Below are 22,678 nucleotides of genomic sequence, written 5' to 3'. Positions count from 1 at the left end.
ACTCATCATTGTTGCAAGACTTTAGATAATTGGTATTAACCACAATCCCAATTGTATAAAACTTTACTAAAATCTAATTGTCTGAGTGCTGATTCATTAATAAAAAAGTTACCTATACCCATATCTCCCCACTTGATATCTACTGTATCATTGCGATCGGTATCCATTTGGAATAGAAGAATATCTGACTTATGTTCCCGATCGCATTTACTGCTATATTCTCTAACATCATTTTGTACAAAATCAGGATAACCACCTATTTTATGACCACAAAAAGACGCTATTTTTAGGTATTCATCCTCTATTTCATGATTCATAAATAACTCATCAATTTCCGAGCCTAAAATTTCGGTACATTGGTAATCACTTGTACTAATCGGCGCATATTTTTTAGTAAATTGTAAGCTGCAACAGCCTGAGATAGGAAAAAGTTCGGGTTCCGGCAAAAAATCATAATTGGTAATGATGTTTTCAACTTTGAAGTCTGGCTGAGGAAAATACATTATTTTGAATCTGTCTTCGACTGTGGGATTATCTACATCGGCGGAATTGCCGAATTCTAAACCATATAGGTCATCGTCAGCTATATAGAACTGTAAGATGCCCCGATCGGGAAAACCATCTAAAGGCGGTATTTCATCAAAGTTGAGTTGCGCTAGCAAAAATAAATATTTACCGTCACAAGTTTTGGGATATTCAAAGCCTTTAGGTAAATAGGGCAATCCCCCAAATTTACTCTGCCACCAATTAACGTCATCATTATTCTGGGTTTGAATTTCGATGTAAGGTTTAATGGTAGCTTCGATTCTGTCGCGATACTTTTCTAGTTCTGGAGAGAGTGGACATTCTAGTTTGTAGTTCATCTGCTTTTAATAATTTTAGTCTTGGACACACTCCATCAAAGAAACCGGGTTTTTCACTTAATCGGCGGGCTGCAACGAATGATTTTCCTAAAAAACCCGGTTTCTGAGCTCCTATGCGTTCAGGAATGCTTAACTTAGCTGCACCACTGGTTTATCCTCTAACAAAGTTGCATTTGTCAGCAAATCTTCCACCGTAATGCGTAAAAAGCGCTGTTCGTCAACGCGGAATAAGATTTTGATGCGATCGCTCCCCGGATACCCAGGCGGCGTCAATTGCGCGATGCTGCGGGCTCCTTCTTTATCATTTAGGGGCTGTACCGATGTTTGGCCCGCGAGTTGGCGAGTAATTAGCCTGTCGCCGTCAAAATATATCTCCGTGCCGCCAGTTTCCGCTCCCAATTCGCCGATAATTAATTCTATACTTGGCTGACTTTCTAAAGAAGCCCCCAAGACTAATTCTACCGGTTCGCTCATCGGATAAGACTGGCCGGATTTAATTAAACTGTGCCAACTGTGGCAATTTTCGCGGCGGTTCCAGTAGCGAATTCCGTAACTGTGATAGAGAAAATCTTTGATTTCTATGCCTTGACTCAGTTGCAGAGCACCTTGGGCGATCGCCTCAAAGGGTTTGTCGCAGCGAATTTTTGCCGTATCGAAATATTGCTGCACCCAACGCCCGACAGCGGGAATTTGCACAGTACCGCCAACTAGCAAAACTGCGTCGATGTCGCCAATTTCTAAGCCTTGGCGCCGCGCTTGCTGCAATACTTGATTCATGCACTCGTCGAGTTTATCAAAAAACTGATGTTCCGCGAGGATAGATTCAAAACGAGATCGATCTAATTCTAATTCGTAACTCTCAAAATTTTCATCATCAAAATAAACCTCAACTGCCTGATTCACTAAAGACAACTGAATCTTTAACCGTTCTGCCAATCTCGTTGTAATGGGAGATTTTGCCAGCCCTTTTGTTTGCACAAAATAGTCAACCAGCCAATTATCAATATCAGAACCGCCTAAATTTTGTCCGGCTTTAGCCAAAACCCGGGCAACTTTTGTTTTTTGCGCTGAAGATTCAGCTAATAGCTTTTCGCCCCACTTAAGAATAAAACCGAGGGGCTTTTTGTCGGAGGAAGCGTCCAAACGCACCAAAGAAAGGTCTAGAGTTCCGCCGCCGAAATCAATGACTAACAGATTTTCGCGATCGGCTAAACCGTAACCCAAAGCAGCCGCCGTAGGTTCGTCCAACATCCGCACTTGTTCTACTTCTAGAGATTGAGACACTTTGCCCAACCAATGGCGGTAAGCTTCAAAACTATCTACAGGCACTGTAAAAATCAAAGAGTCAATCGGCAAAGGCAGTTCGCGAATTGAGTTCACAATTTGGCTCAAATACCACTCGCCTACTCGTTCAAAAGTAATAAGTTGCCCGTCAAGTTCCGGCACAAAACCCTGAACGGAAGTGCCAATTCCCCGCTTAAAATTGCGAAAAAACCGAGAATCTCCACTCAAATCCCGGCCTTTGTCGCGGACTTGCTGACCGAGTATGACTTTACTTTGAGCAGCGTCCTCAACGTAGAGTAAACTGGGAATTAGGGGCGGATTTTGAGCCGAGATTGCCGACAATCCCGGTAATTTCAAAGTTTCGGGCTGCTGGAGGACTTGATTCCAGCGAGCGACGACGGTGTTGCTAGTTCCAAAGTCAATTGCGATCGCCATTCAGCCAAAATACACAGCTACGAAGGATTCAATCATATTATTGTATTTTGAACCCCAAATGCAAATAGATTATCAACTTGTGCTTGCATAAATACTTAGTTGCAATCAAAACTGCTTTAGCAGCGGAGTCTTCAATTTTGTGCAACTGCATATTTTTGGTTGCAACAAATAAGCGCCACTTTTATAAGCGGCACAAAACTCATACCATTTGAATTTTTAGATTAAACACTTGGGAATGGCTGACTGCATAAGGGTTTGGAACACTGGCCTACAGTGGCATTGTTTATTGAAAGTGGTATAACTTGTCCGCCGCCACCAAGCTTTTTCCTTTGAGCTCAATCCTATTTTTAAAGGAAGCGTGCAAAATGCTGGATATGGGCGATCGCAAAACAGCACTATTGGCTCTAACACTACTTGTCCCTGCGGCTAGTATTGGTATCATAGCAGCCTTGTATATTGCCCCTGGAAGCTGGGGACAAACACTGTCTGTCTTTTGTCAAGTTTGGTTGTTAGTTTTTCCGATCGCGTGGTCTGTTTTTGTCGATCGCAAAAAGCTCAGTTTATCCCTGCCCAAGCGCCAAGAATTGCTGGCTGGAGCTATTTGGGGAATATTCATGTTTGCGGTAATTCTGGGTATCTATAGCCTTTTTGGTCAGCACTGGATCGATCCTGTAGTTGCTAAAGAAAAATCGTACCAATTAGGTATTAGCAGCCCTACTATTTACTTGATTGTAGAAGCATATTTTGTGCTAGTTAACTCGCTGATTGAAGAATTTACTTGGCGGTGGTTTGTCTGCAACAAGTGCCAGATTCTCATACCGGGCACAAAAGCAATATTTCTGAGTTCGCTATTTTTCACCCTCCACCACATTTTTGTAATAGCAGCTTACAGCGACTGGCCGGCTGTGATATTAGGTTCCTTAGCTGTCTTCGCCGCCGGGATAATTTGGTCGCACTCTTATGTGACTTACCGTTCGCTTTGGTCGAGTTATATCAGCCACGCGATCGCAGATTTGGCCTTGGCAATTATTGGTTGGCAAATCCTCTTTAACTAGCTGCTTTTTCAGCGACTATCGTCGGCAATTATACAGTAAAAATTGACACTTTTCCCAACTCGTTCTCCCGACTATAGCAATCCTAAATGATTCAGATAAATTTGTAGGGGTAGTGCTACCCCTACTCCCCGTGCCTACCCCCTATCTATCGGGCAACCACGGGGAGTAGGGGTCGGATTGCCCCTACAATAATTATGCAAATGATTTAGGATTGCTATAATATCTCCCCCCATCATCTGACAGAATTTCTGGGCGATTGCCAATCCCAAACCCGTACCGCCGTATCGGCGAGTAGTAGACTCGTCCGCTTGGCTAAAAGCTTGAAATACTCTCTCAATTTACTCTGTATTCATTCCAATTCCAGTATCGCTGACTTTAAAACTAATCCATTCTTCAGCAGCCGGAATATCCGAACTCGGCTATTGACTGATGCTGTGCAATAATCGAACGTTCATATCTTCCCACAGGAAGATGCCGGCGGTTAAGACATCTGCTTTTAATTCTAGCTTGTGTTTTGCTTGCGATCGCATAATTTTAGCTGCATGAAAACTGGCCAACATATCGCTACAAGCATCGGCGGCCCGGCCCCCAAGAGCACACCGATTGTCATCTGGAATTGCCAACTTAGGAAAAATTATGATTTCATAACATCAAATTTTTTGTAGGCGAAATCGTTTGATACATACCACGAAGCTGCTGCTACTGCTTAGGAGTCAAGGTTTGCACGAGATAGGCCGATCCACCTTGAGTATTCCTTTGATCTTTATAGGGTCATTTGATAATTTGCTGCTGAATTTTTGTTACGGTAATTACTTAGACAGGAATTGGGCAGGAACGCTACATATACTCTGCCCCGCAGTGGCAGTTTCTTGTGGCATTTTTTTCAGGCGATCGCCTTTTATTAACACATTTAAAACTCAGGCAGCTAATTAAATTTATATCGGTGAAACTCTATGTTCTGTAGCACGATTGGGCAACCTATTTTTTCAAACAGTGGACGCCTCAAGCAGGTTTTTTCAGGAACATACGACAAGTGAGGGCGAGGGATATCGCTTGAAAAACAGGGTTTCTCCCCTCATTCGCGCGTCCACAACGGTCATTCGCGCGATCGCGCCCCTGCAGGTATCAGAGAAAACCACCCTCTCTGAATCTTGACCAAATAGGATATTATGTCAAGCAATACCGACTGTACCGTTACCCAAAAATCATAGCCACCGATCGATATTTAGATGTATTATAGCGATGGGAAATCACCATTCTCAAGGTAAGAATTTCCCTCTTGAATGCAGTATAAAATTTGGTCAAAGGCGATGTCAATATCCTGCCTATTGTTGTTAATGCTACCTTAATCCCCACATTAAAAGTGGGCTGATATTCGGTTTCCCGTACATCCCTGTTCGTTGGATAGTAAATGATGTTATGTTTAACAGAGGGTGTTGTCTAGCTTGGTGTTTGTCGCGAAAAAAGCTCCTATTTGATGAGGTATCCATCTTCGGGAGGAAATTTCGCTTACCTGCAAATTATCCCTATAGGAACTGTTTGGCGCTCACATCAATCGTTATTATCATTGCAATGACAGCGAAGTTTTGGTAGATAGATATTGGGGTGTTGCGAACAGTCACTCGGTTAGATTCTATGTAAACACCAGGAAAGCGGTAATTAATATTCACCCGCCCCTCTTTCCTTTAGGGCTCTCAAATCAGCGCTGGTAGCAGCGTCGTAAGCGAGTCGGAGTCTTCAGCGGGACTTAAAAATGAAAATCACCTTTGTTCTTCCTACTCTGTCTCTGACTGGTGGAATACGAGTAATATCTATTTTCGCAGAACGTTTGAGAAAGCGAGGACACTCCGTGTTCGTCATCTCTCTACCCCACCCCCAACCGAGTATGCGCCAGCAAGTCAAGTCGCTGCTGCGGGGACGCGGTTGGATTTCCCCACCTGAAAACGAACCCTCATTTTTCGATAACTTAGGTGTAGAACACAAAATTACCGATCACTACCGCCCGGTAGAAGACAAAGATGTACCTGATGCTGACGTAGTAGTTGCAACCTGGTGGGAAACCGCCGAGTGGGTAGCCAAACTCTCTCCCAGCAAAGGAGCCAAAGCTTATTTTATCCAGCACCACGAAGTTTTTGACTATCTACCTCAAGGAAGAGTAGAAGCAACCTGGATGCTGCCCATGCACAAAATTACGATCTCTCAGTGGTTAGTTAACCTAGCTTGGACTAAATATGGCGATGACCAAGTTTCCTTAGCTCCTCCTACCGTGGACACCAAGCAATTTTACGCCTGTCCTCGCAACAAACAATCGGTTCCTACAGTTGGCCTAATGTACTCTACAATCTACTGGAAAGGAACCGACATCGCCCTCAAAGCTTTTTCCCTAGCAGCAGAAAAGATCCCCAACCTGCGTTTGGTTGCCTTCGGTACAGGAGCCCCCTCCTCGGAATTGCCCTTACCGGCCAATGCCGAGTATGTAATTCAACCCGACCAAGACAAAATCAAAGACTATTACAGCAAATGCGATGCTTGGCTGCTGGCGAGCCGCTCAGAAGGCTTCGGCTTGCCAATTATCGAAGCGATGGCGTGTCGCACTCCCGTCATCAGTACCCCCGCAGGCGCTGCTCCTGAAATTTTGAGCGGCGGTACTGGCATACTTGTAAGACCAGAAGATCCCGAAGAAATGGCAAAAGCCATAGAGCGTATCTGTCAGATGCCAAATTCCAAGTGGCAAGCCATGTCCGAAGCAGCCTATGCCAAGGTGAACAATTATACTTGGGATGATGCCGCGGCTCATTTTGAAGCGGCATTGAAAGTTGCTGTAGACAAATCTAAGCAGCGCGAGGTTAACATAGATTCCTTTTCTCCCTATGCCGACCCAGTAGTGGCAAACCCACCAATTCCGGTTTGCTAACTGCAGCCATTTGAAATTCTGCGCTAGCCACTCGCTGTGGGGCGGCATTCTCAGCAGAAACTCAATATCGTTTGGTGGGGTGCTTCTGCCAAAACTAAAATCGCCCATATCCTGTTTTCTACCCAGCAGTCTAGAGACGAATTCTGACTGCTGCGACGAGGGAATACTGGTTATAAATTGATCTGCCAAAATCTGAACCAGAGGGCAACGGAGGTTTTAAGGCTGGCTCCGTTACCGGTTAAACTTGTCTTGTCGTCAAACATCTGCCCATTTGTAATTGGGAAAAGTCCCTGACGACAAAGTAAGATCGGCTTGACTATCAAGTGACGATCCCTCCTGCAGAAAGCCGCACCCCCCACAAAAGGCAAACAGAGGCTGGTAAGTGCGAAGTTTTTGTTATGGAGGAGTTTTAACCAGTATCAATCTTCAGCATCTACTCATGAAAATTACTTTTGTCCTTCCTACCCTTGGTCTTACAGGTGGCATGAGGGTGTTATCTATTTACACAGAACTGCTGCAAAAGCGAGGACACAAAATATTTATCGTCTCTCAACCCCCGTGGCAACCGGCTTTGATCCAACAATTGCGCTCGTTGCTGAGGGGTAGGGGTTGGGAGTCCCCTCCCAAGACACCAAAGTCTCACTTTGATAAAGTGGAGGTCGAAAGTCGAGTTCTCGAAACCAACCGCCCCATTACCGATGTGGACGTACCTGATGCCGATATTGTCATGGCTACTTGGTGGGAAACTGCCGAGTGGGTGGCAAAACTCTCTCCCAGCAAAGGAACGAAAGTATATTTTCTCCAACATTATGAGGCTTTTGACTACGTACCAAAAGGTCGAGTAGAGGCAACTTGGCTGCTGCCGATGCACAAAATCGCTGTGGCCCAGTGGCTGGCCGACATAGCTCGGAATAAATACGGGGATTTGTCTGTATCTCTCGTCCGTCCCAGCGTGGACACCAAACAGTTTTACGACCCCCAGTCGCGAGCGAAGCAGCCGCGAGGCAAGCAATTAGTTCCCACAGTCGGGATGTACTATACTACAACTCCTTGGAAAGGCTGCGCTCTGGCCCTGAAAGCTTTCTCAATAGCTGCTGAAAAAATTCCTAACCTTCGTTTAGTTGCCTTTGGTTCCGGCGATACTCCTCCTCCCAATTTTCTGCCCCCGGGTACTGAGTATAATAAAGCACCTACTCAAGACCAACTAAAAGAATTTTACAGCAAATGCGATGCTTGGCTGTTTGCCAGCAGCTCCGAAGGCTTCGGCTTGCCAATTTTAGAAGCTATGGCTTGCGGCACTCCAGTCATCGGCACTCCTGCTGGTGCGGCTCCGGAACTACTTGCTGGCGGGGGTGGCATACTTGTCAAGCCAGAAGACCCAGAGGATATGGCAAAAGCGATCGAGCAGATTTGTCACTTGCCTGATGCGGAATGGCGCGCAATGTCCGAGACTGCTTTGGAGACGGTAATAAATTATTCTTGGGAGGATGCAACTAATCTCTTCGAGGCGGCACTATACACTGCTTTGGAACGTCAAGCACAATTAACGAACAAGACGTAAAATTGAGGTTGATTGAAAAGATTGGGGTTGGGCGATCGTTTAAGCGACAATTTTTATCGGGCAATTTGAGTTGTCTTTCTACAATTTTACTGCCAAAAAAGACTTATGGTTGCATTAATCCCACTTGCTATGTTCGGCTTTATTCCACTCGTTTTTTACCTGTTTGTGAGGTTTCCGGCTCAGCGGGCGGTAATTATAAGTTTTGTAGCAGCGTGGCTTTTTTTGCCACAAGCTTCTTATCCCATCCCCTCATTGCCAGCGTATACCAAAATCTCTGCAGCTTGCTATGGCATTTTGCTGGGGACTCTTATCTACGATACTGCGCGCCTCACATCTTTTAAGCCCGGTTGGCTGGATTTGCCAATGGTAATTTACTGTTTGTGCCCAATCGTTTCACAACTTAGTAATGGTGGCAGCCCGATTTCTCCGACTCTCAACCAAATCGTTGCTTGGGGTCTGCCTTATTTTTTAGGACGCTTGTATGTGGGTAGTTTAGACGGGCTGCGACAATTGGCGATCGGGATTTTTGCAGGTGGGTTGGCCTACATGCCTTTTACTTTAATTGAAGGGGTGAGGGGCCCAATTCTGCACCAAATGGTTTACGGCGTCAATGCCTTTGAGGACTGGGGTCAAGCAAGGCGTTTGGGGGGGTGGAGACCGGTAGTATTTATGCAGCACGGTTTGATGGTGGGCCTGTGGATGATGACAGCCGCCTTAATTGCAGTTTGGCTTTGGCAAACTGGGACGCTCAAAAAGTTTCAGGGTCGCAACATCAAGACTTTAGCAATTATATTAACTATCGCTTTTTTCCTGTGCCGTTCGACTGGCGCCTACAGTTTATTTGTATTCGCGTTGATCGTATTATTCTCTGCCAAGTGGTTTCGCACCTCTTTGCCCCTACTATTCATAATTGGATATATAGTGTTTTATCTGTACCTAGCTGCATCGGGTCAATTTTCTAGCAAAGACGTGATTGACTTCATCACTCAAATATTTGGCGAAGAACGAGCGGCCTCTCTGAAGTTTAGATTTGACATGGAAGAGATTTTGGGGGAAAAAGCGCGGCAAAGCTTTCTTTTTGGCTGGGGCGATTCCGGCGGAAACCGCGTGTACGACGGGTACGGTAATGATATCTCGGTCACCGACAGCTTATGGATTATTGCATTTGGCACCAACGGTGCAGTCGGTTTAGCTAGTTTATTTTCTTCTTTGTTACTTCCTGTTATCGTCTTTTGCCTGTCCAAGTATCCCGCCAGAACCTGGTCTAATCCCAAAGTAGCACCCGCAGCCGCCCTAGTAGTAGCCTTAACTATGTACGTGTTTGACTGTGTTTTGAACGCTATGACTAACCCGATTTTTGCGATGATTGCTGGAGGAATATCGGGTCTGGTCTTAAAAGCTCCAGAAAGTCTTAAGACCAAGAAAACCACTTCGCCACCAAGAAGACAGTCGCTAGTTCACCAAAAATCAGGATGATTTTCATGAAGGCGAGCCGCTTCACTTCAAGCTTGACACTATCTTGCCTTCCCAGGAGACAAAAACTAAAAAATCTACCACTTTTGTATCAAATCCAGTTCGGAAGTTGCGAGATATTTGTCACTCGGTGAAAATTTTAATCTCATAAACTCTTTTTTACATTCATTGGCCGTGCTTCAACAAGTATTAGCACGGCATGGCTTTTTTATTGAAACTGTGTTGCGAGTTGTAAAATTAAAAATTGGCTTTATACACTTTTTCTAAAACTAGCTGATTCTTTACACAATCTTTAAAAATCCTGACTGGACAGGTAGGGTGTACGAGGATATACTGAGAAAAGTATGTTCACTGAAGCGCCCAAGCAGTGAAAACACGAAACTGTATTGTGGGTTATAATAGTTTGAGTTGTAGTTTAATATAAAGCAGGAAGGGAATAATACATGAAAACAGTTAATTTATTGAATGTCTCGATAGATAACTTCTCAATAACAGAGTTGTTTGAAAAACTCGACTGCGAAGGCGGTGTTGTATTTACACCAAATGTAGACCACTTGATTAAGTTGCAGTATGACCGCGACTTCTATGAAGCTTACAATAAATCTAGTTATAGAGTCTGCGACAGTCAAATATTGATGTATGCCTCGAAGTTTTTGGGTACTCCTCTCAAAGAAAAAATTTCAGGTTCGGATTTGTTTCCTGCATTTTATATGTATCACAAAGATAACGAGAAGATTAAAATATTTTTGCTAGGAGCTGCTGAAGGTATTGCTAGGAAAGCCCAGGAAAAAATTAACCAAAAAATTGGTAGAGAAATAGTGGTTGAAGCACTTTCTCCTTCTTTTGGCTTTGAAAAAAATGAGGAAGAATGTGAAACAATAATTGACGCGATCAATAAATCAGGAGCGACAGTTCTGGCAATAGGGGTGGGGTCCCCCAAGCAAGAGAAGTGGCTGGTTAAATACAGGAGCAAATTTACACACGTCAAAATTTTCTTAGGGATAGGTGCAACCATTGATTTTGAAGCTGGTTCCAAAGCCAGAGCTCCCAAATGGATGAGCGAAGTCGGCATAGAATGGGCGTACCGATTGTTAAGTGAACCGAGAAGGTTGTGGAAAAGATATTTGATTGAAGGTCTGCCTTTTTTCCGATTAATCTTAGAACAAAAATTAGGGTTTTATAAAATGCCTTTCATGGAGAGCAAAACCAGCCAGCTAGAATGGAAAGGTGGCTCCTAAAAAGGTGAGCCACAAATCTCTAGCGTAAATTAAGCTGAGTATCGGAGAAAGTGGGTTTGACTTCAAGGTAAGACTGATGCAATCTGTGGATAGTCCGATCGCACTTTCTCTCAAAATAATTCATTTTTGCTTTCAAGTGCAGGTAAAATCGGAAAGAAACCTTTTGTGGAAAATCCTAATTAGGGATGCAACCGATGAATCTGCCTTCTTTCTTGTGGTTGTGGAAAATAGCGGCTTGGTCAATGGGTGTTTCCCTGTTGGCTTACCTGTTGCTGGCCGTTACTGGAACGTGGATGTTTGCCGCTAGGAGTACCAAACAACCGCGCCCAAAATGGCTGCGTCCCTTTCATTTAGCCACTGGTGCGGGGATGGCGACTTTGGTAATTTTACTGCTGGGAATTGGTGTAGTCGGTACCCTAGGATACTACGGCAATTTGGGTCACTCGGCTCATTTACCGGCGGGGTTAGCTGTTGTGGCTTTGGTGTTGGTTTCTGTTGGAAGCGGGCTGCAAATTGGCCCTAAACATCCTTGGGCGCGTCCCCTCCACATCGGCACTAATGTGGCCTTGTTTGGGGGGTTTCTGACTGTGTTGCTTACAGGATGGACGATAGTACAAAAGTATTTGCCGAAAGTTTGAAACCTGTCTATTTGACCTCAAACTATACCAATGTGCCAGGGAAAACATATATGTAAGGTGCGCCGCAGCGCAGCCTAGGTTTAATTTTTTTGCGTGAGTCCGCTTTTTGTGATGAATTCTAAAATATGCTGCGCGGTAATCTGTGGCTTTTCTAAGTGGGGAACGTGCCCGCAGTCGGGTATCCAAATTAGTTGAGAATTTGCGATCGCCCTTGCAAACTTTTCCGCATCCGCCGTCCCCAAAATCCGGTCTTGTTTTCCCCACAAAATCAGCGTCTGCTGCTGAATTTGCGATAAGTTTTCCCCAAAACCACCGTAACCGCCGCTTTTGGTAAACGCAATTAAAGCTTGATTCCAGTTGGGCATTTCCAAGTGCAAAGCAGCACAAGTTTGAGCGTCTAGAGAAGCCAAATTTTTATCGAAATAAGCATTGACGCTAATTCGCTGGCGAATTTTGGGATTGCGTAAAAATGAAGTTGCCAGATATCCTAAAGGAGGAATTAAAAACTTTCCCTTATTAGAACTGATGGCAAAACCTGCGCTATCTATTAACACTAATTGTTTTACAGCTTCGGGATAATTGAGAGTAAAATCAATTGCGGCTGCACCTCCCATTGAAGCACCGACTAAGATTACAGGCTGCGAAATTAGCGTTTTCCAAAAATAGTAAAGGTGACTTTCAATTGCCCTCGCGCTGAATGCCAAACCCGCTGATCGTTCTGTAAAGCCAAAACCCAACAAATCAACCGCCCAAGTTTCATTTTCGGCAGCTAGCAGCGGCAACAGGCGGCGGAATTCAAACAAGGAACTGTCGAAGCCGTGAAGTAGCAAAATCGGTGTGTTGCCGCTGCCTTGGCGCACGTAAGTTGTGGCAATTGGCCCAGAAGATAGGGGAGTTGTAATTGCCTCCCGTTGAATGCTTTGGGCTAAGGCAATTGAGGTAGATTCTGTGAGTTGTGCGATCGATTTTGGCAGAAAACTTGCTGGCATAATTCTTGATAAATTGTGAACCGGTAGGGGCGATGCCACTCTGTCCGCCCTAACATTTAAGTATATATGCTTGCTCGATCGCTATTTGAGGAGTTGGGGCGAGTCATTAAAATTCTATCGATACTCAGTATCCCTCACCGCAGGCTTAGGTTTGTCGTGCGATCGCCAATATAGCAATTCTCAATGGCCCGCAATATAGTAAGAATACAGCACCGTGCCTACGGAATATGTGTATTGCACTCAACAGGATAAGGTGTACCGCTGCGTGCGTACCCTAAAAAATGCAATAGAGGCGGGTTTTAGCCGGATTTGTCGATCGCCCAAATCCGTCTCCAACTCGCCCCAAATGACAACAGTTAACAATTAACCGACTAATTCTTCGCCCCAACGCCAACATACATAATCGACTGATCCTCATTAATTTTGATTTTAAACAACCCCGACTTTTTGTAATCCATATAGTTAGCTAGATTAGATGTTAGAGTTTGAGATACTTGTTTGAAAATACCCGCCGAAGGAAACACCTGCTTTCCGCGTATAAAATCTTCCCAAAACCCGTGCATTGCGGCTAACATAGCGCCAATTTCGCCAAACATATCAAAACCTTTAATTTCAATCTTGCCAAAACCAATATCCTGCATTACCACAGATAGTTCCTCCGGGGTAATAAATTTTTCCCAATCGTGAACGCCCCGCCTAATCTCCTGCAAAATATTTTCCATCAGCCCAATCATCACAATTTGCGAAGAAAAAGTTCGGTTGATTGTATCAAAAAAGAACAGTCCCCCAGGCTTTAGAATCCTGTGAACCTCAGACACCACTTTTTTGTAATCAGCCACGTGTTCCAAAACATCCACGCAGATTACAACATCAAAGGTATTGTCGTCGTAGGGCATATTTTCGGCAAAACCTTGCCTGTAGTCAATCTCAAAACCGCTGGTAACTGCGTGATTTTGAGCGGCTACAATACATTTCTCCGATCGATCTATTCCAGAAACAATAGCACCTCTCTGGGCCATAAACTCGCAAGAAAAGCCGCCGCCGCACCCGACATCTAAGGTTTTCAGCCCTTGCCAATTAGTCGCGTGTCTGTCGAAAAACTCAAATCTGGGTTGGTTGAGATGGTATAAAGCATAAATTTTAGCATTTTCGTCCCACCAATTATCGGCATTTTCATCATAAAATTCTAAATCATTTTTTACTTCAGTTTTATGCACGATTTTCTCAGTCCTGCTTAGGGGAAAATATAGAGGGCGATTGCACTTTGGCTTGATTTTATAGGACGCCCCTCAACCTAATTTTTGTTAAAATTATGAGGTTTCGTGACGAGTTCGCAGGCAGACACCGGGTTTCTGAATCCGCGCGCGTAAGTTCTATTTTATCGTTAGTTGTGAATCGCCACAGTTTTTTATTATAATAGCTCTGGCATAAATTTCAACCAGATGGATCGCGTTTCTATTATCATCCCAGCCCTCAACGAAGCGACTTGTCTGCAACGCACCCTCCGCCAACTCAGCATCCTTAATCCTCCCGCTTGGGAAGTGTTGGTGGTAGACGGCGGCAGTCAAGACGAAACAGTGGCGATAGCACTTTCCGCCGGCATCCGCGTTATTTCTAGCAGTATAGCCGGACGATCCCTGCAAATGAACTTAGGTGCTCAAGTCGCCACCGGTGAAATTCTGTGCTTTCTCCACGCCGATACTTTAGTTCCCGACGACATTGTAGCGGTCATCCAGAAAACCTTGTCCGATGCCGAAATTTCCGGCGGCGGGTTTATCTCCCTGATGGCTGGTTCGCAGCAAACAAGATGGGGTTTTTCCGTCCACAATTACCTGAAAACTTATTACGCGCCGCTGTTATTTCGACCTCATTTATTTTTCCAAGGATTGCGCCTGCTGTTTGGCGACCAAGTTATGTTTTGTCGCCGTACCGATTTTTGGGAATGCGAGGGTTTCGATGCTGCGCTGCCAATTATGGAGGAAGCGGATTTGTGTTTGAAGTTAGTGCGACGGGGGAGACTTAAGTTAGTCAATCGGGTAGTGGAAAGTAGCGATCGTCGAGTTGCGAATTGGGGCGAATTTAAAGCTATTGCCATCTATCTTTCGATTGGTTTTTTGTGGGGTTTTGGCGTTTCCCCAAGGTATCTCAAGCAGTTTTATGAAGACATCCGCTGAAACCGAAAAATTGATTAAATTCCCAAAATGTACGACCTGTAATTTTTGGGCAAAACTTTTTCCAACAGGTAAATAATCGCCCAACAACCTAACAAAGTCCCCGTAACTAAAAAGCCGAGCTTTAGCAGGGGATTTACCGGGTCAATAAACTTATAAAACACTAACAACACATATTTCACTACTGTGAAATCCAGGAGATATATAGGGAATGAGTAAGCAGCCAATATTTTGACTAACCCAGATACTCTACTGGGGAGTGCGATACTCTTAGAAAATGCGAGGATCGATAATACGAACAAAATTGCGTATCCTTGAGCAGATAGTTTAAAAAACGAGCGGAGAAACCATCCCTCCGAATTAACTCCACTTATCAGGTAATATTCCCAAATGCTAGCTAGATAAACAAGGAGCGTTGCCCCTAAAATTGGCAGTTTTTTCCGTTCGAGAACGGGTTGAATTCTGTCATACGAGCCGCCCAAAAATAGACCAGTTGAAAATGGCAAAATCCAACTGAAAATCCAGCGCTCCATCAAAGGTAGAGGTATTGATATGTATTGGAAAGCGGTTAAGTAGAAGAAGATTGTAAAAATTGCTTGAATTGTTATGCCCAAAGCCAAAACTTTTCGGGGATCTAAAAATCTTAATTTCACGAGAAGCCACCACCAGCCGTAGCATTGAACAATCACAACGATGAAGTAATAGGGAGGGATCACTGAACCCGTCAAGATATCTCTGAGTAATGAAAGTAAATCAAATTTTTGGATTTCTCCCAAATTATTTAAGATGTACAAAGCTACTGACCAAAACAGATAAGGGGGTATAATTTTGGACAGTCTTTTTTTGACTACCAGTGCGGGATTATTTTGATTTTCCAGTTTGTTGGTGAGAAAAAAACCGCTCAACAGTAAAAATGCAGGTACGCAAAATAGTTGAAATGTATCGATCCCCACAAATAAAATTCTGCGATCGCGAAATGCGAAGAACCCAGCATGAGTAATCACAACACTGACGATCGCTAAAGCTCGGATCAAATCAAATTCAGCGAACCGATTAGAAACTTTTTGCATGGTTCAAATTAGATTGTAAAAACTTGAATCAAGTTAGGAATTTTTTGTCTGATACCAAATCCCGGTTTGCTACCTCTTTTATCATTCGGCGGTTGAAACCGCTGCATAGAGTCAAACGAAGTCCGAGCAAAGGGGGACTAAGAGATAAAGAGGGTCTTTAAACCGGATTTGGTATGAGGATTACAATAGCATAAAATTTTATACTTGCTCTAATCTTCACAAAACTTATGTCTGCAAAAATAAGTCACCGAGTGCTGGGATTGAGGAAAAAAGACTATAAAGACTATTGCGAAAAAAAATCTACCTAAATTAGGTAGACTTTTAGAAATGTTCAAGCAATGAGTTCACTGTTGGCTAACCGTTGTTGTGATGGATGTGCGACGCAGAAACACTATCCAACTGCTCGCGCCCGTTGCGGATCACGCGCAGCATATCGCTTAACTTGTGCTCGATATTATCGAGCACTTGGTCGGCATAATCATCGGCTCCGTTTTGAATTTCCTCGCATTCAGCCATCGCCCTGACTCTCATCTCTTCCAATTCCTCTTGAGCCTGGTAGCGAATTTGTTCGACTTCCGCCAGCGTGGCCTGCTGAATTGCCTCGCAGTCGAGCAAAACTTGCTGCCGCAACTGATCTGCCTCTATCTTCGCCTGCTGGAGCAGGCCCATATCGTTTAAAATTTCTGCTGCTCTCTGTTCCGCTGCTTCTATCACTTCCTGAGCGTAAAGTTCCGCCTCTTGAAGCAAGTCGTCCTTGTGCCGGATGATCGTCTCGGCTTCCTGAAAGGCGATCGGCAAATTTAGCCTCACCAAGTCTAACTGATCGAGCAACTGTTCTTCATCCACCAGAGTGCGTCTGGTCAGGGGAATTCGCGGACTGTCGAGAACAATTTCCTCAAGCCGATTCAATTCCCGCTGGATGTCTACTCCTGCGGTTCGGGTGGGATCTCCGAAGGCGGCTGTGTTCTGAGGTGATTCGTTCTCAGTGCCGCGTCCGGTACTATCGGGTTCGATGCGAGTTGGTTCCTGCTGGCGTAACATTTGTAAATATCTAGGGCGACGTGTTTCGGAACAAGATGATCTACGGAGCCACCAAACTTGGCTATTTCTTTAACTACACTACTACTTAAAAAGCTGTACTCGTTAGAAGTTGCCAAAAAAACTGTTTCAATTTCACCCAGAAGGGTTTTATTGGTGTGGGCCATCTGGAGTTCCATTTCAAAATCTGTTAATACCCGGAGCCCCCGCAGCAGCACTTTGGCTTGTCGAATCTTAGCATAGTTTACTGTCAAACCCTCAAAACTGTCTACTTCTACATTTGGCAAGTGTTGGGTAGAGCGCAGGATCTGCTCGATCCGTTCCTCTACGGTGAAGAGAGGGGTTTTGCTGGGGTTTCTGACTACGGTAACAATTACCCGATCGAACAGTTTAGATCCCCGCTCGATAATGTCTGCGTGACCGAAGGTAATGGGGTCAAAGCTGCCTGGATAGATTGCAATCACGAGTTTGGCTCAACGGAGTGGGGGGAGTGGAGGAGTGGAGGAGTGGGGGAAGGGGAGAGTGGGTAGAGTGGGGCAGTGGGAGAGTGGGAGAGTGGCCAAGCCGGAGATGTGGAAAATCTTCCTTCTTCCTTCTTCCTTCTTCCCTCTTCCTTCTTCCTTCTTCCCTCTTCCTTCTTCCTTCTTCCCTCTACTTTTTCATGGAATGAGCTTTGTAGAAAGTTTCGAGGCTTTGCTTGTCGCCCACAAACCGCCAGTGCCAAGGCTCGTAACTGACGCCTTGGCGATTGTTTCTGGGGAAGGACATTTCAAAGCTGAAGGCGACGGCGTTGGCTTCTAACCACTTGAATGCTTCGGTATTTTCAAAACTGGGGCTGAGGTTGTGTTCCGGGGCGGTGCCGTCGCCGATGTCGATCGCGTAACCGGTGTGGTGTTCGCTGTAACCTGGAGGGGCGCTGACTTCCGCTCGCTTGCTGGCGTTTTGCCTGCGTTCGGCTTTCACGTCAAAAAATACGTGCTGTTGGTCTTGCAGGGAGCGAAAGCCGGATATGGGAGCGAAATAGATGCCTGATGCTGCTGCGGCGTTGGCCATTTCCTGATATTTTGCTGCTGCTGAGGTGCGGAGTTTGACGCTACCGTCGGGGGTGACGCTTACCAAGTCTTTTGCTGGTGCTTCTGGGTACGGCAAGTGTCCCAGCAGGTTTTCTGGGATGGCGGGGGCGGTGGCTTTGGGGGTGGTAGCTGGACTCGCGACCGATGCAGACGGCGAACTCACCGTTGCTGGGTTTTTTTGAGTTTGCTCTGCCTGACTGGTGGCGGGGAACAAGTTAAAGTTGAGGTGCAGCCAGATGCTGACCCCACAGGCTAATGCGGCCAACCCTAGCAGTTTCCAAATCAGCCCTTTTTTCTTGGACTGACTCTGGCCTGCTTCTAGGTATGGGTGATCTCGCACTGCTTCTGGAATTTCGTCGGCGACAAGCTCCGAGGCTTGCGCGGGTTTTCTTGACAGACTAGCGTTATCCAAGCCAGCTCCACTCCTGCACTTCAATAAGGCTCAACGTTACAAATTGTAGACCGATATGGGCGATCGAACAGCTACAATTGCCGCTGAGAATATATCATCTCTTTCTGACCTCGCCCCGTCCCATCCGCCAACTTTCGCATCTGTTGCTTGGGCCCACAGTCGATCGTCCCTGCGAGGTCGAACTGGTTGGCGCTGGTAGCGCTGGTTTATTTTAAGTGTAATTTGTTACTGTTGTTCGACAAAATCCAACAATTCTTCGATCGACACATCAAACGTCCGGGCCAATTTTAGCAGAGCACCGATGTCAGCCATTGCCATACCGGGCGATCGGGCATAACTTTTAACAGTATTGTAGGATACTCCAGAGCGATCGGCTACTTCCTTCAGCGTCCAGCCTTCCCTAGCAGCAAACTCTCTGATCCGCAATTTAACCAATTCGCCTCTTGACATTAGGGTGAAATTTCACCTATACTATATATGAGATATAAAGCGCCGACCACCGCCACCGCACTCCCGGCGCCTAATCTTCCACAACCTCAAACAAATCTTCAATCAACAGGTCAAAAGTTCGAGCTAATTTTTGCAAATGAGTAACGTCAACCGTTGCTAACCCCGGCGAACGAGCATAATTCTTAAGCGTGCTGTAGTGAACTCCCGATCGCTCAGAAACCTCTGTCAAAGTCCAACCCTTCTCGGCAGCCAGCTCTCGAATCCGCAACTTAACCAATCCCATTTCTTGACAATAGGCCAGTATTGGCCTTAAAATATTTACATCATAAATAGCGATCGCCCCCCGGCCTCGAAAACTGAAGAGCGAACAGCTATTTATTCAAATGACCGACAATTTGGCATTCACCAACAAAAAGTAGGATTCACCAACAAAAAGTAGGATTCACCAACAAAAAGTAGGATTCACCCAAAATCAAGTCGCCTTCACCCAAAATCAAGTCGCCTTCACCCAAAAAAGTCGGAGTCACCCCAAACAAGTCGGAGTCACCAACCATGATACCAAAACAAAACTCAGAAGCCAAGCAAATAAATCCACTCTCTCGCTTTGTAACCAAAGAAGCAGTTGCCAAAGTCTTGAAAGTCAAGCCAGAACAGATTCGGGACATTCGCTGCTGGGCTTACGTCATCCACGTTGTCGGAGTTGGGATTAGTCGGTTTGTCAGCTACGGAGATATGCCGCCAATTTTAGGAGTCGAACCGCCGACGCTGCAAGATTGCATTCGGTGGCGGAAACGCTGGAGAAGCAGCCAACATCAAGCACCGATATTTTGGGTAGATTTTTATGAGGGGAAATTTCGGCAGTCTCGTAGTGTGGAAGAACTCTACAACTGGGGTAAGTTGGTAGGTAAGATTAAGCAAGGGTTGTCAGAATTGCAGGTGCAGTTGCTGCGGAACATTTATTGTATGGTGAAAGAGTTTATTGAGGCTTTTTGAGTAGAGTTCGTTTAGCAAACCCCTTAACTAATTTTATTCGTGAGTAGAGCCATCTGGCATAATTGCACCAGTCAGCGTAGCATCTTGAAAGTCTGCTCCCCCTATTTTTGCACCCGTTAAGTTAGCGCCAGATAAGTCTGCATCTGTTAAGTTTGCTGCGCGGAGATCTGCTGAAATTAGGTCAGCACCACCCAGCTTTGCACCGTATAAACCCGCTTGCCGCAAGTCAGCTTCGGTTAAGTCTGCTGTGGTTAAATCAGCCTCAGATAATTCTGCATCATTCAAGTTAACCTGTCTTAAATTAGCTCTGCTCAAATTAGTGAAATCAAGGTTTGCTCCCTGAAGTTTGGCCCCACTCAAATTCGCATCCCTCAAATCGGAACTATTCAATTGTGCCGAATTCAAATTAGCTCCTTGTAAATCGGCTCCCATCAAGTTAACACTGCTCAAGTCCCTACCTGTTAGATCGGCATTTTGCAGCGATACATAAGGAGCAAGTAAATAAGCACCAGCTTTCACAGGATCAAAATCAACAGGAAATAAAGTTGCTTGATTGCAAATCGCTCCTTTAAGCTGAACTCCCTTGAGATTTGCTCCATCAAGATTTGCTTCTAAAAGGTCAGTATTGCTCAGATTTGCATTCGTCAAATCAGCATTTCTCATGTCTGCTTCCCTCAAGCATAGCCCGCTCAAGTTAGCTTCAGCCAGGTTTGCAGTTGTGAATTTTGTTGGGTAATCTTGACTGATTTGAGATCCGCTGAGGTTTACACCATTCAAATCAGCCTCACTGAAATTTGCATTCTCCAGGTTCGATCCTCTTAAAATTGCCTTCCTTAAATTGGCTTTTTCTAATTTAGCTGAGCATAAATTAGCCTGAGAAAGGTTGGCATTTACCAAATTTGCTTGATGCAGATTGGCGCTGGATAAATTAGCCTGAGAAAGGTTAGCATTTACCAAATTTGCTTGATGCAGATTGGCGCTGGATAAATTAGCCTGAGAAAGGTTGGCATTTACCAAATTTGCTTGATGCAGATTGGCGCTGGATAACTTAGTATTAGAAAGATTAACACCGCCTAAATTAGCCTGACTAAAATTTGTGTTCTTAAAAAAAGCATCTCTCATATCTGCTCCCTTCAAATTTGCCCCACTAAGATTTACACTCTGCAAATTTACACTCCTCAAATTAGCTTTATTAAAATTAGCATTACTCAAATTAACACCACCAGAAGTTAGAGGTTTTCCGCTCAAATCAGCACCAGCTAAATTAATACCCGTAAAATCCTTTTCTCCCTCATTGTAACGCCGCAAAAACTCCTCAACACTAACAACAGGTTCCAGACATTCCTCAGACTCATCCTCCACATCCTCACAGCTATCCTCTAAAGCAATATCTTCAGCATCCACCGCCAATCCTTCCAAATAATCTGCTCGATCCAAGTAATCCGAACTCGCTACAAACCGCCTTTCTATCTCCTCCTCATTTAATACTTCGCTGCTTTCAAATCGCTCAATTAATTGCTTGACTATTTGGCAGTCATTCGTGCGGATTCCCACTTCTTTCTCTGCACTTTGGTCGCTGTTAGTCAGAAAATTATGACTCCCCAACATGGCAAAACTAGAATCACACACTAAAAAGTTTTCGTGAGTTCCCAATAAAGAGAGACAAAATTTATCGGGATATTCGCTGGCTAATTCTTGCAAATCAGCCAAAGCATTGTAGCGCCATCCCTTGCCGATTTTATGCCTGTCTCCCAGATAACCCCAGCCAAGATTTATCAAACATCCTCGGTTCAAGCACTCTCTAAATTTTTGCAGCAATTCATCATTAATGCTGTTACAATTGAGCCAAGGGCAAACAATAATCACCCGCTCTTGACCTAGTGATAGCGCTTCCATCAACACAGCACGACTGTTGGGACGATCGCATACTAACTGATACTGAAAGTCTGACTTTTGCTTTTCTGTCTCGGTGTCAAGCTCGATCGGTCGATCGGCAATGACAGACATATCGCCATTTCCCAAATCACACGGCTGTTGCAGGGACGCAATTTCAGCAGTCAAACTTTCTAGCATTTGCGGTTCAGGGCGATCGTTAAATCGCTGTTCCTGTGCCTCTAACTGCCTCTTAAGTTTGGCTAAATATTTTTTCAGAATAACTTGCTCTTCTTCAATCTGCAATACTCTCGTGGCTATTGATACTAAATCTAGTTCGGTTTCTGACATAGTGCTACCCTAAAATCAAAAAAACTTAAAAAGCCATGTTTGGGAAATGGGCGAGTCATCAAACATTACCAACTTCCGCCAATTCAGCAGTACCAACAGAATCTTCCTCTTCCCCTTTATCCCCTTCATCAACCACAACCGTTAACTTCAATCCCAAAGCCTTCAGCCAATTAGCCAAAGCATAAATTGTGGCGCTTCCATTCTGCGACAACAAAACATCTAATTTTTCCAGATGCAATGAGGCCTCCTCATCAGACATAATTGGTTCGCCCAGAGCCTCAAATACATCTCGAAGCGATTTTCGCATTATTCCCATCTCTAAATCGCCTTCTTCCTCTTCTTCAAAGATCAGTGAGAGGTAAGCAGCAGCATAATTTGGGTCTTTGAAATTGGAAATTTTAAAAGAATGATAACTATCACTCGTCGGCACTTTGGCGTCTTTCATAATCTCTCCAGTATTCCTGAGCTTTAACAATGTCTTGGTCTTGAGTGCTTTTATCTCCACCGCACAGGATAAGCACAATCGTAGCTCCCGCTTGTCCAAAGTAGATTCGGTAGCCCGGGCCATAGTCAATCCTTAATTCCCAGACTCCTGCGCCAACTGAGCGATAGTCTCCTAAGTTGCCACCGCTAACCCGCTGAAGCCTTTTATCAATCCTAATTTTAGCGTTAACATCCCGCAGGGTTGTAAACCATTCTGCAAAGGGAACTGTGCCATTTTGTCTAATTACTAGAAACGCCTTTATTGGAGTAAAGCGGAGTTAATTGACGCATATTGATAACCATCTTGTTTGTGCA

At 44.7% G+C, this 22,678-nt stretch carries 24 protein-coding genes and 1 pseudogene; 9 read left to right on the top strand and 16 right to left on the bottom strand.

What is annotated here, in order from left to right; genetic code table 11:
• Positions 1–35 precede the first annotated feature (35 nt).
• On the bottom strand, positions 36–863 hold the full coding sequence (locus QUB04_RS25190) for a YwqG family protein (protein ID WP_333288583.1): 828 nt from the start codon (positions 861–863) through the stop codon (positions 36–38).
• A gap of 129 nt (positions 864–992) precedes the next feature.
• Positions 993–2,582: an Hsp70 family protein gene (locus QUB04_RS25185; RefSeq protein ID WP_333288582.1), complete on the bottom strand. Its 1,590-nt coding sequence runs from the start codon at positions 2,580–2,582 to the stop codon at positions 993–995.
• 329 nt (positions 2,583–2,911) lie between these two features.
• On the opposite strand from QUB04_RS25185, the gene QUB04_RS25180 reads away from it, so the two are divergent.
• A complete protein-coding gene (locus QUB04_RS25180) occupies positions 2,912–3,637 on the top strand; it encodes a type II CAAX endopeptidase family protein (RefSeq protein WP_333288580.1) in 726 nt (241 codons plus the stop codon).
• 134 nt (positions 3,638–3,771) lie between these two features.
• Here the strand turns inward: QUB04_RS25180 and QUB04_RS25175 are convergent.
• Both QUB04_RS25175 and QUB04_RS25170 read right to left on the bottom strand, forming a co-directional pair.
• A pseudogene (locus QUB04_RS25175) lies at positions 3,772–4,029 on the bottom strand (ATP-binding protein); the annotation flags it as partial.
• Between the two features lie 27 nt (positions 4,030–4,056).
• Positions 4,057–4,260 (bottom strand): hypothetical protein, encoded by a 204-nt coding sequence (locus QUB04_RS25170; RefSeq protein ID WP_333288578.1) that lies wholly within the window; start codon positions 4,258–4,260, stop codon positions 4,057–4,059.
• A 1,130-nt stretch (positions 4,261–5,390) separates the two neighbouring features.
• On the opposite strand from QUB04_RS25170, the gene QUB04_RS25165 reads away from it, so the two are divergent.
• The 5 genes from QUB04_RS25165 to QUB04_RS25145 all read left to right on the top strand — a co-directional run bounded on the left by QUB04_RS25165 (position 5,391) and on the right by QUB04_RS25145 (position 11,461).
• Entirely contained in the window at positions 5,391–6,551 is a 1,161-nt protein-coding gene (locus QUB04_RS25165; protein ID WP_333288576.1) for a glycosyltransferase family 4 protein, read from the top strand.
• 439 nt (positions 6,552–6,990) lie between these two features.
• Positions 6,991–8,112, top strand: coding sequence for a glycosyltransferase family 4 protein (locus QUB04_RS25160; RefSeq protein WP_333288574.1), 1,122 nt, complete (start codon positions 6,991–6,993; stop codon positions 8,110–8,112).
• 105 nt (positions 8,113–8,217) lie between these two features.
• Positions 8,218–9,588 carry an O-antigen ligase domain-containing protein gene (locus QUB04_RS25155; RefSeq protein WP_333288572.1) on the top strand — a complete coding sequence of 457 codons (1,371 nt, stop codon included), beginning with the start codon at positions 8,218–8,220 and terminating at the stop codon, positions 9,586–9,588.
• A 440-nt stretch (positions 9,589–10,028) separates the two neighbouring features.
• Positions 10,029–10,823, top strand: a complete 795-nt coding sequence (locus QUB04_RS25150; RefSeq protein WP_333140852.1) for a WecB/TagA/CpsF family glycosyltransferase — start codon at positions 10,029–10,031, stop codon at positions 10,821–10,823.
• 194 nt (positions 10,824–11,017) lie between these two features.
• Positions 11,018–11,461: a DUF4079 domain-containing protein gene (locus QUB04_RS25145; RefSeq protein ID WP_333288570.1), complete on the top strand. Its 444-nt coding sequence runs from the start codon at positions 11,018–11,020 to the stop codon at positions 11,459–11,461.
• A gap of 80 nt (positions 11,462–11,541) precedes the next feature.
• Here QUB04_RS25145 and QUB04_RS25140 read toward each other — a convergent pair whose 3' ends face one another.
• Together QUB04_RS25140 and ubiG are read right to left on the bottom strand one after the other, a co-directional pair.
• Positions 11,542–12,450, bottom strand: coding sequence for an alpha/beta hydrolase (locus tag QUB04_RS25140; RefSeq protein WP_333288568.1), 909 nt, complete (start codon positions 12,448–12,450; stop codon positions 11,542–11,544).
• A gap of 371 nt (positions 12,451–12,821) precedes the next feature.
• Entirely contained in the window at positions 12,822–13,667 is an 846-nt protein-coding gene (gene ubiG, locus QUB04_RS25135) for a bifunctional 2-polyprenyl-6-hydroxyphenol methylase/3-demethylubiquinol 3-O-methyltransferase UbiG (protein WP_333288566.1), read from the bottom strand.
• A gap of 225 nt (positions 13,668–13,892) precedes the next feature.
• Between ubiG and QUB04_RS25130 the strand changes: the two genes are divergently transcribed.
• A complete protein-coding gene (locus QUB04_RS25130) occupies positions 13,893–14,624 on the top strand; it encodes a TIGR04283 family arsenosugar biosynthesis glycosyltransferase (RefSeq protein ID WP_333288563.1) in 732 nt (243 codons plus the stop codon).
• A 14-nt stretch (positions 14,625–14,638) separates the two neighbouring features.
• Here QUB04_RS25130 and QUB04_RS25125 read toward each other — a convergent pair whose 3' ends face one another.
• The 4 genes from QUB04_RS25125 to QUB04_RS25110 all read right to left on the bottom strand — a co-directional run bounded on the left by QUB04_RS25125 (position 14,639) and on the right by QUB04_RS25110 (position 18,214).
• Positions 14,639–15,691 carry an acyltransferase gene (locus tag QUB04_RS25125; protein ID WP_333288561.1) on the bottom strand — a complete coding sequence of 351 codons (1,053 nt, stop codon included), beginning with the start codon at positions 15,689–15,691 and terminating at the stop codon, positions 14,639–14,641.
• A gap of 354 nt (positions 15,692–16,045) precedes the next feature.
• The gene (locus QUB04_RS25120) at positions 16,046–16,732 is read right to left on the bottom strand and encodes a DivIVA domain-containing protein (protein WP_333288559.1); all 687 of its coding nucleotides are present in this window, start codon (positions 16,730–16,732) and stop codon (positions 16,046–16,048) included.
• Positions 16,615–17,193, bottom strand: a complete 579-nt coding sequence (gene coaD / locus QUB04_RS25115; protein ID WP_333228688.1) for a pantetheine-phosphate adenylyltransferase — start codon at positions 17,191–17,193, stop codon at positions 16,615–16,617. The genes QUB04_RS25120 and coaD overlap by 118 nt, the downstream gene beginning before the upstream one ends.
• A 187-nt stretch (positions 17,194–17,380) precedes the next feature.
• Positions 17,381–18,214, bottom strand: coding sequence for a M15 family metallopeptidase (locus QUB04_RS25110; RefSeq protein WP_333288556.1), 834 nt, complete (start codon positions 18,212–18,214; stop codon positions 17,381–17,383).
• Between the two features lie 55 nt (positions 18,215–18,269).
• Between QUB04_RS25110 and QUB04_RS25105 the strand changes: the two genes are divergently transcribed.
• A complete protein-coding gene (locus QUB04_RS25105) occupies positions 18,270–18,413 on the top strand; it encodes a hypothetical protein (RefSeq protein WP_333288554.1) in 144 nt (47 codons plus the stop codon).
• 26 nt (positions 18,414–18,439) lie between these two features.
• Here QUB04_RS25105 and QUB04_RS25100 read toward each other — a convergent pair whose 3' ends face one another.
• From QUB04_RS25100 to QUB04_RS25090, 3 genes are all read right to left on the bottom strand, one after another.
• Positions 18,440–18,664, bottom strand: coding sequence for a helix-turn-helix transcriptional regulator (locus QUB04_RS25100; protein ID WP_333055442.1), 225 nt, complete (start codon positions 18,662–18,664; stop codon positions 18,440–18,442).
• A 70-nt stretch (positions 18,665–18,734) separates the two neighbouring features.
• Positions 18,735–18,947: a helix-turn-helix transcriptional regulator gene (locus QUB04_RS25095; protein ID WP_333140882.1), complete on the bottom strand. Its 213-nt coding sequence runs from the start codon at positions 18,945–18,947 to the stop codon at positions 18,735–18,737.
• Positions 18,948–19,086: 139 nt separating this feature from the next.
• Entirely contained in the window at positions 19,087–19,218 is a 132-nt protein-coding gene (locus QUB04_RS25090) for a hypothetical protein (RefSeq protein ID WP_333288552.1), read from the bottom strand.
• Between QUB04_RS25090 and QUB04_RS25085 the strand changes: the two genes are divergently transcribed.
• Entirely contained in the window at positions 19,217–19,657 is a 441-nt protein-coding gene (locus QUB04_RS25085) for a hypothetical protein (RefSeq protein ID WP_333288550.1), read from the top strand. The genes QUB04_RS25090 and QUB04_RS25085 overlap by 2 nt on opposite strands.
• Positions 19,658–19,690: 33 nt before the next feature.
• Here QUB04_RS25085 and QUB04_RS25080 read toward each other — a convergent pair whose 3' ends face one another.
• Genes QUB04_RS25080 through QUB04_RS25070 form a run of 3 tightly spaced genes read right to left on the bottom strand, consistent with a single transcriptional unit; the run spans position 19,691 to position 22,626 of the window.
• Positions 19,691–21,880, bottom strand: coding sequence for a pentapeptide repeat-containing protein (locus tag QUB04_RS25080; RefSeq protein WP_333288548.1), 2,190 nt, complete (start codon positions 21,878–21,880; stop codon positions 19,691–19,693).
• Between the two features lie 58 nt (positions 21,881–21,938).
• Positions 21,939–22,325: a transcriptional regulator gene (locus tag QUB04_RS25075; protein ID WP_333140888.1), complete on the bottom strand. Its 387-nt coding sequence runs from the start codon at positions 22,323–22,325 to the stop codon at positions 21,939–21,941.
• Positions 22,297–22,626: a type II toxin-antitoxin system RelE/ParE family toxin gene (locus tag QUB04_RS25070; protein WP_333288624.1), complete on the bottom strand. Its 330-nt coding sequence runs from the start codon at positions 22,624–22,626 to the stop codon at positions 22,297–22,299. Before QUB04_RS25070 ends, QUB04_RS25075 begins: the two co-directional genes overlap by 29 nt.
• Between the last annotated feature and the right edge of the window lie 52 nt (positions 22,627–22,678).

The organism is Microcoleus sp. D2_18a_B4, assembly GCF_036702475.1.
In the GTDB taxonomy this organism is placed as follows: Bacteria; Cyanobacteriota; Cyanobacteriia; order Cyanobacteriales; family Microcoleaceae; genus Microcoleus.
The sequence above is the reverse complement of the archived record's forward strand: the minus strand, read 5'-3'. Positions and strand labels throughout refer to the sequence as shown.

What these genes read in the sequence shown, in the direction of transcription:
- QUB04_RS25075 (WP_333140888.1), bottom strand. Translation starts at nt 22,325, where the DNA reads ATGAAAGACGCCAAAGTGCCGACGAGTGATAGTTATCATTCTTTTAAA.
- QUB04_RS25085 (WP_333288550.1), top strand. Translation starts at nt 19,217, where the DNA reads ATGATACCAAAACAAAACTCAGAAGCCAAGCAAATAAATCCACTCTCT.
- QUB04_RS25190 (WP_333288583.1), bottom strand. Translation starts at nt 863, where the DNA reads ATGAACTACAAACTAGAATGTCCACTCTCTCCAGAACTAGAAAAGTAT.
- QUB04_RS25165 (WP_333288576.1), top strand. Translation starts at nt 5,391, where the DNA reads ATGAAAATCACCTTTGTTCTTCCTACTCTGTCTCTGACTGGTGGAATA.
- QUB04_RS25100 (WP_333055442.1), bottom strand. Translation starts at nt 18,664, where the DNA reads ATGTCAAGAGGCGAATTGGTTAAATTGCGGATCAGAGAGTTTGCTGCT.
- QUB04_RS25140 (WP_333288568.1), bottom strand. Translation starts at nt 12,450, where the DNA reads ATGCCAGCAAGTTTTCTGCCAAAATCGATCGCACAACTCACAGAATCT.
- QUB04_RS25080 (WP_333288548.1), bottom strand. Translation starts at nt 21,880, where the DNA reads ATGTCAGAAACCGAACTAGATTTAGTATCAATAGCCACGAGAGTATTG.
- QUB04_RS25155 (WP_333288572.1), top strand. Translation starts at nt 8,218, where the DNA reads ATGGTTGCATTAATCCCACTTGCTATGTTCGGCTTTATTCCACTCGTT.
- QUB04_RS25125 (WP_333288561.1), bottom strand. Translation starts at nt 15,691, where the DNA reads ATGCAAAAAGTTTCTAATCGGTTCGCTGAATTTGATTTGATCCGAGCT.
- QUB04_RS25185 (WP_333288582.1), bottom strand. Translation starts at nt 2,582, where the DNA reads ATGGCGATCGCAATTGACTTTGGAACTAGCAACACCGTCGTCGCTCGC.
- QUB04_RS25130 (WP_333288563.1), top strand. Translation starts at nt 13,893, where the DNA reads ATGGATCGCGTTTCTATTATCATCCCAGCCCTCAACGAAGCGACTTGT.
- QUB04_RS25160 (WP_333288574.1), top strand. Translation starts at nt 6,991, where the DNA reads ATGAAAATTACTTTTGTCCTTCCTACCCTTGGTCTTACAGGTGGCATG.
- QUB04_RS25145 (WP_333288570.1), top strand. Translation starts at nt 11,018, where the DNA reads ATGAATCTGCCTTCTTTCTTGTGGTTGTGGAAAATAGCGGCTTGGTCA.
- QUB04_RS25090 (WP_333288552.1), bottom strand. Translation starts at nt 19,218, where the DNA reads ATGGTTGGTGACTCCGACTTGTTTGGGGTGACTCCGACTTTTTTGGGT.
- QUB04_RS25120 (WP_333288559.1), bottom strand. Translation starts at nt 16,732, where the DNA reads ATGTTACGCCAGCAGGAACCAACTCGCATCGAACCCGATAGTACCGGA.
- QUB04_RS25095 (WP_333140882.1), bottom strand. Translation starts at nt 18,947, where the DNA reads ATGGGATTGGTTAAGTTGCGGATTCGAGAGCTGGCTGCCGAGAAGGGT.
- QUB04_RS25150 (WP_333140852.1), top strand. Translation starts at nt 10,029, where the DNA reads ATGAAAACAGTTAATTTATTGAATGTCTCGATAGATAACTTCTCAATA.
- QUB04_RS25105 (WP_333288554.1), top strand. Translation starts at nt 18,270, where the DNA reads ATGGGCGATCGAACAGCTACAATTGCCGCTGAGAATATATCATCTCTT.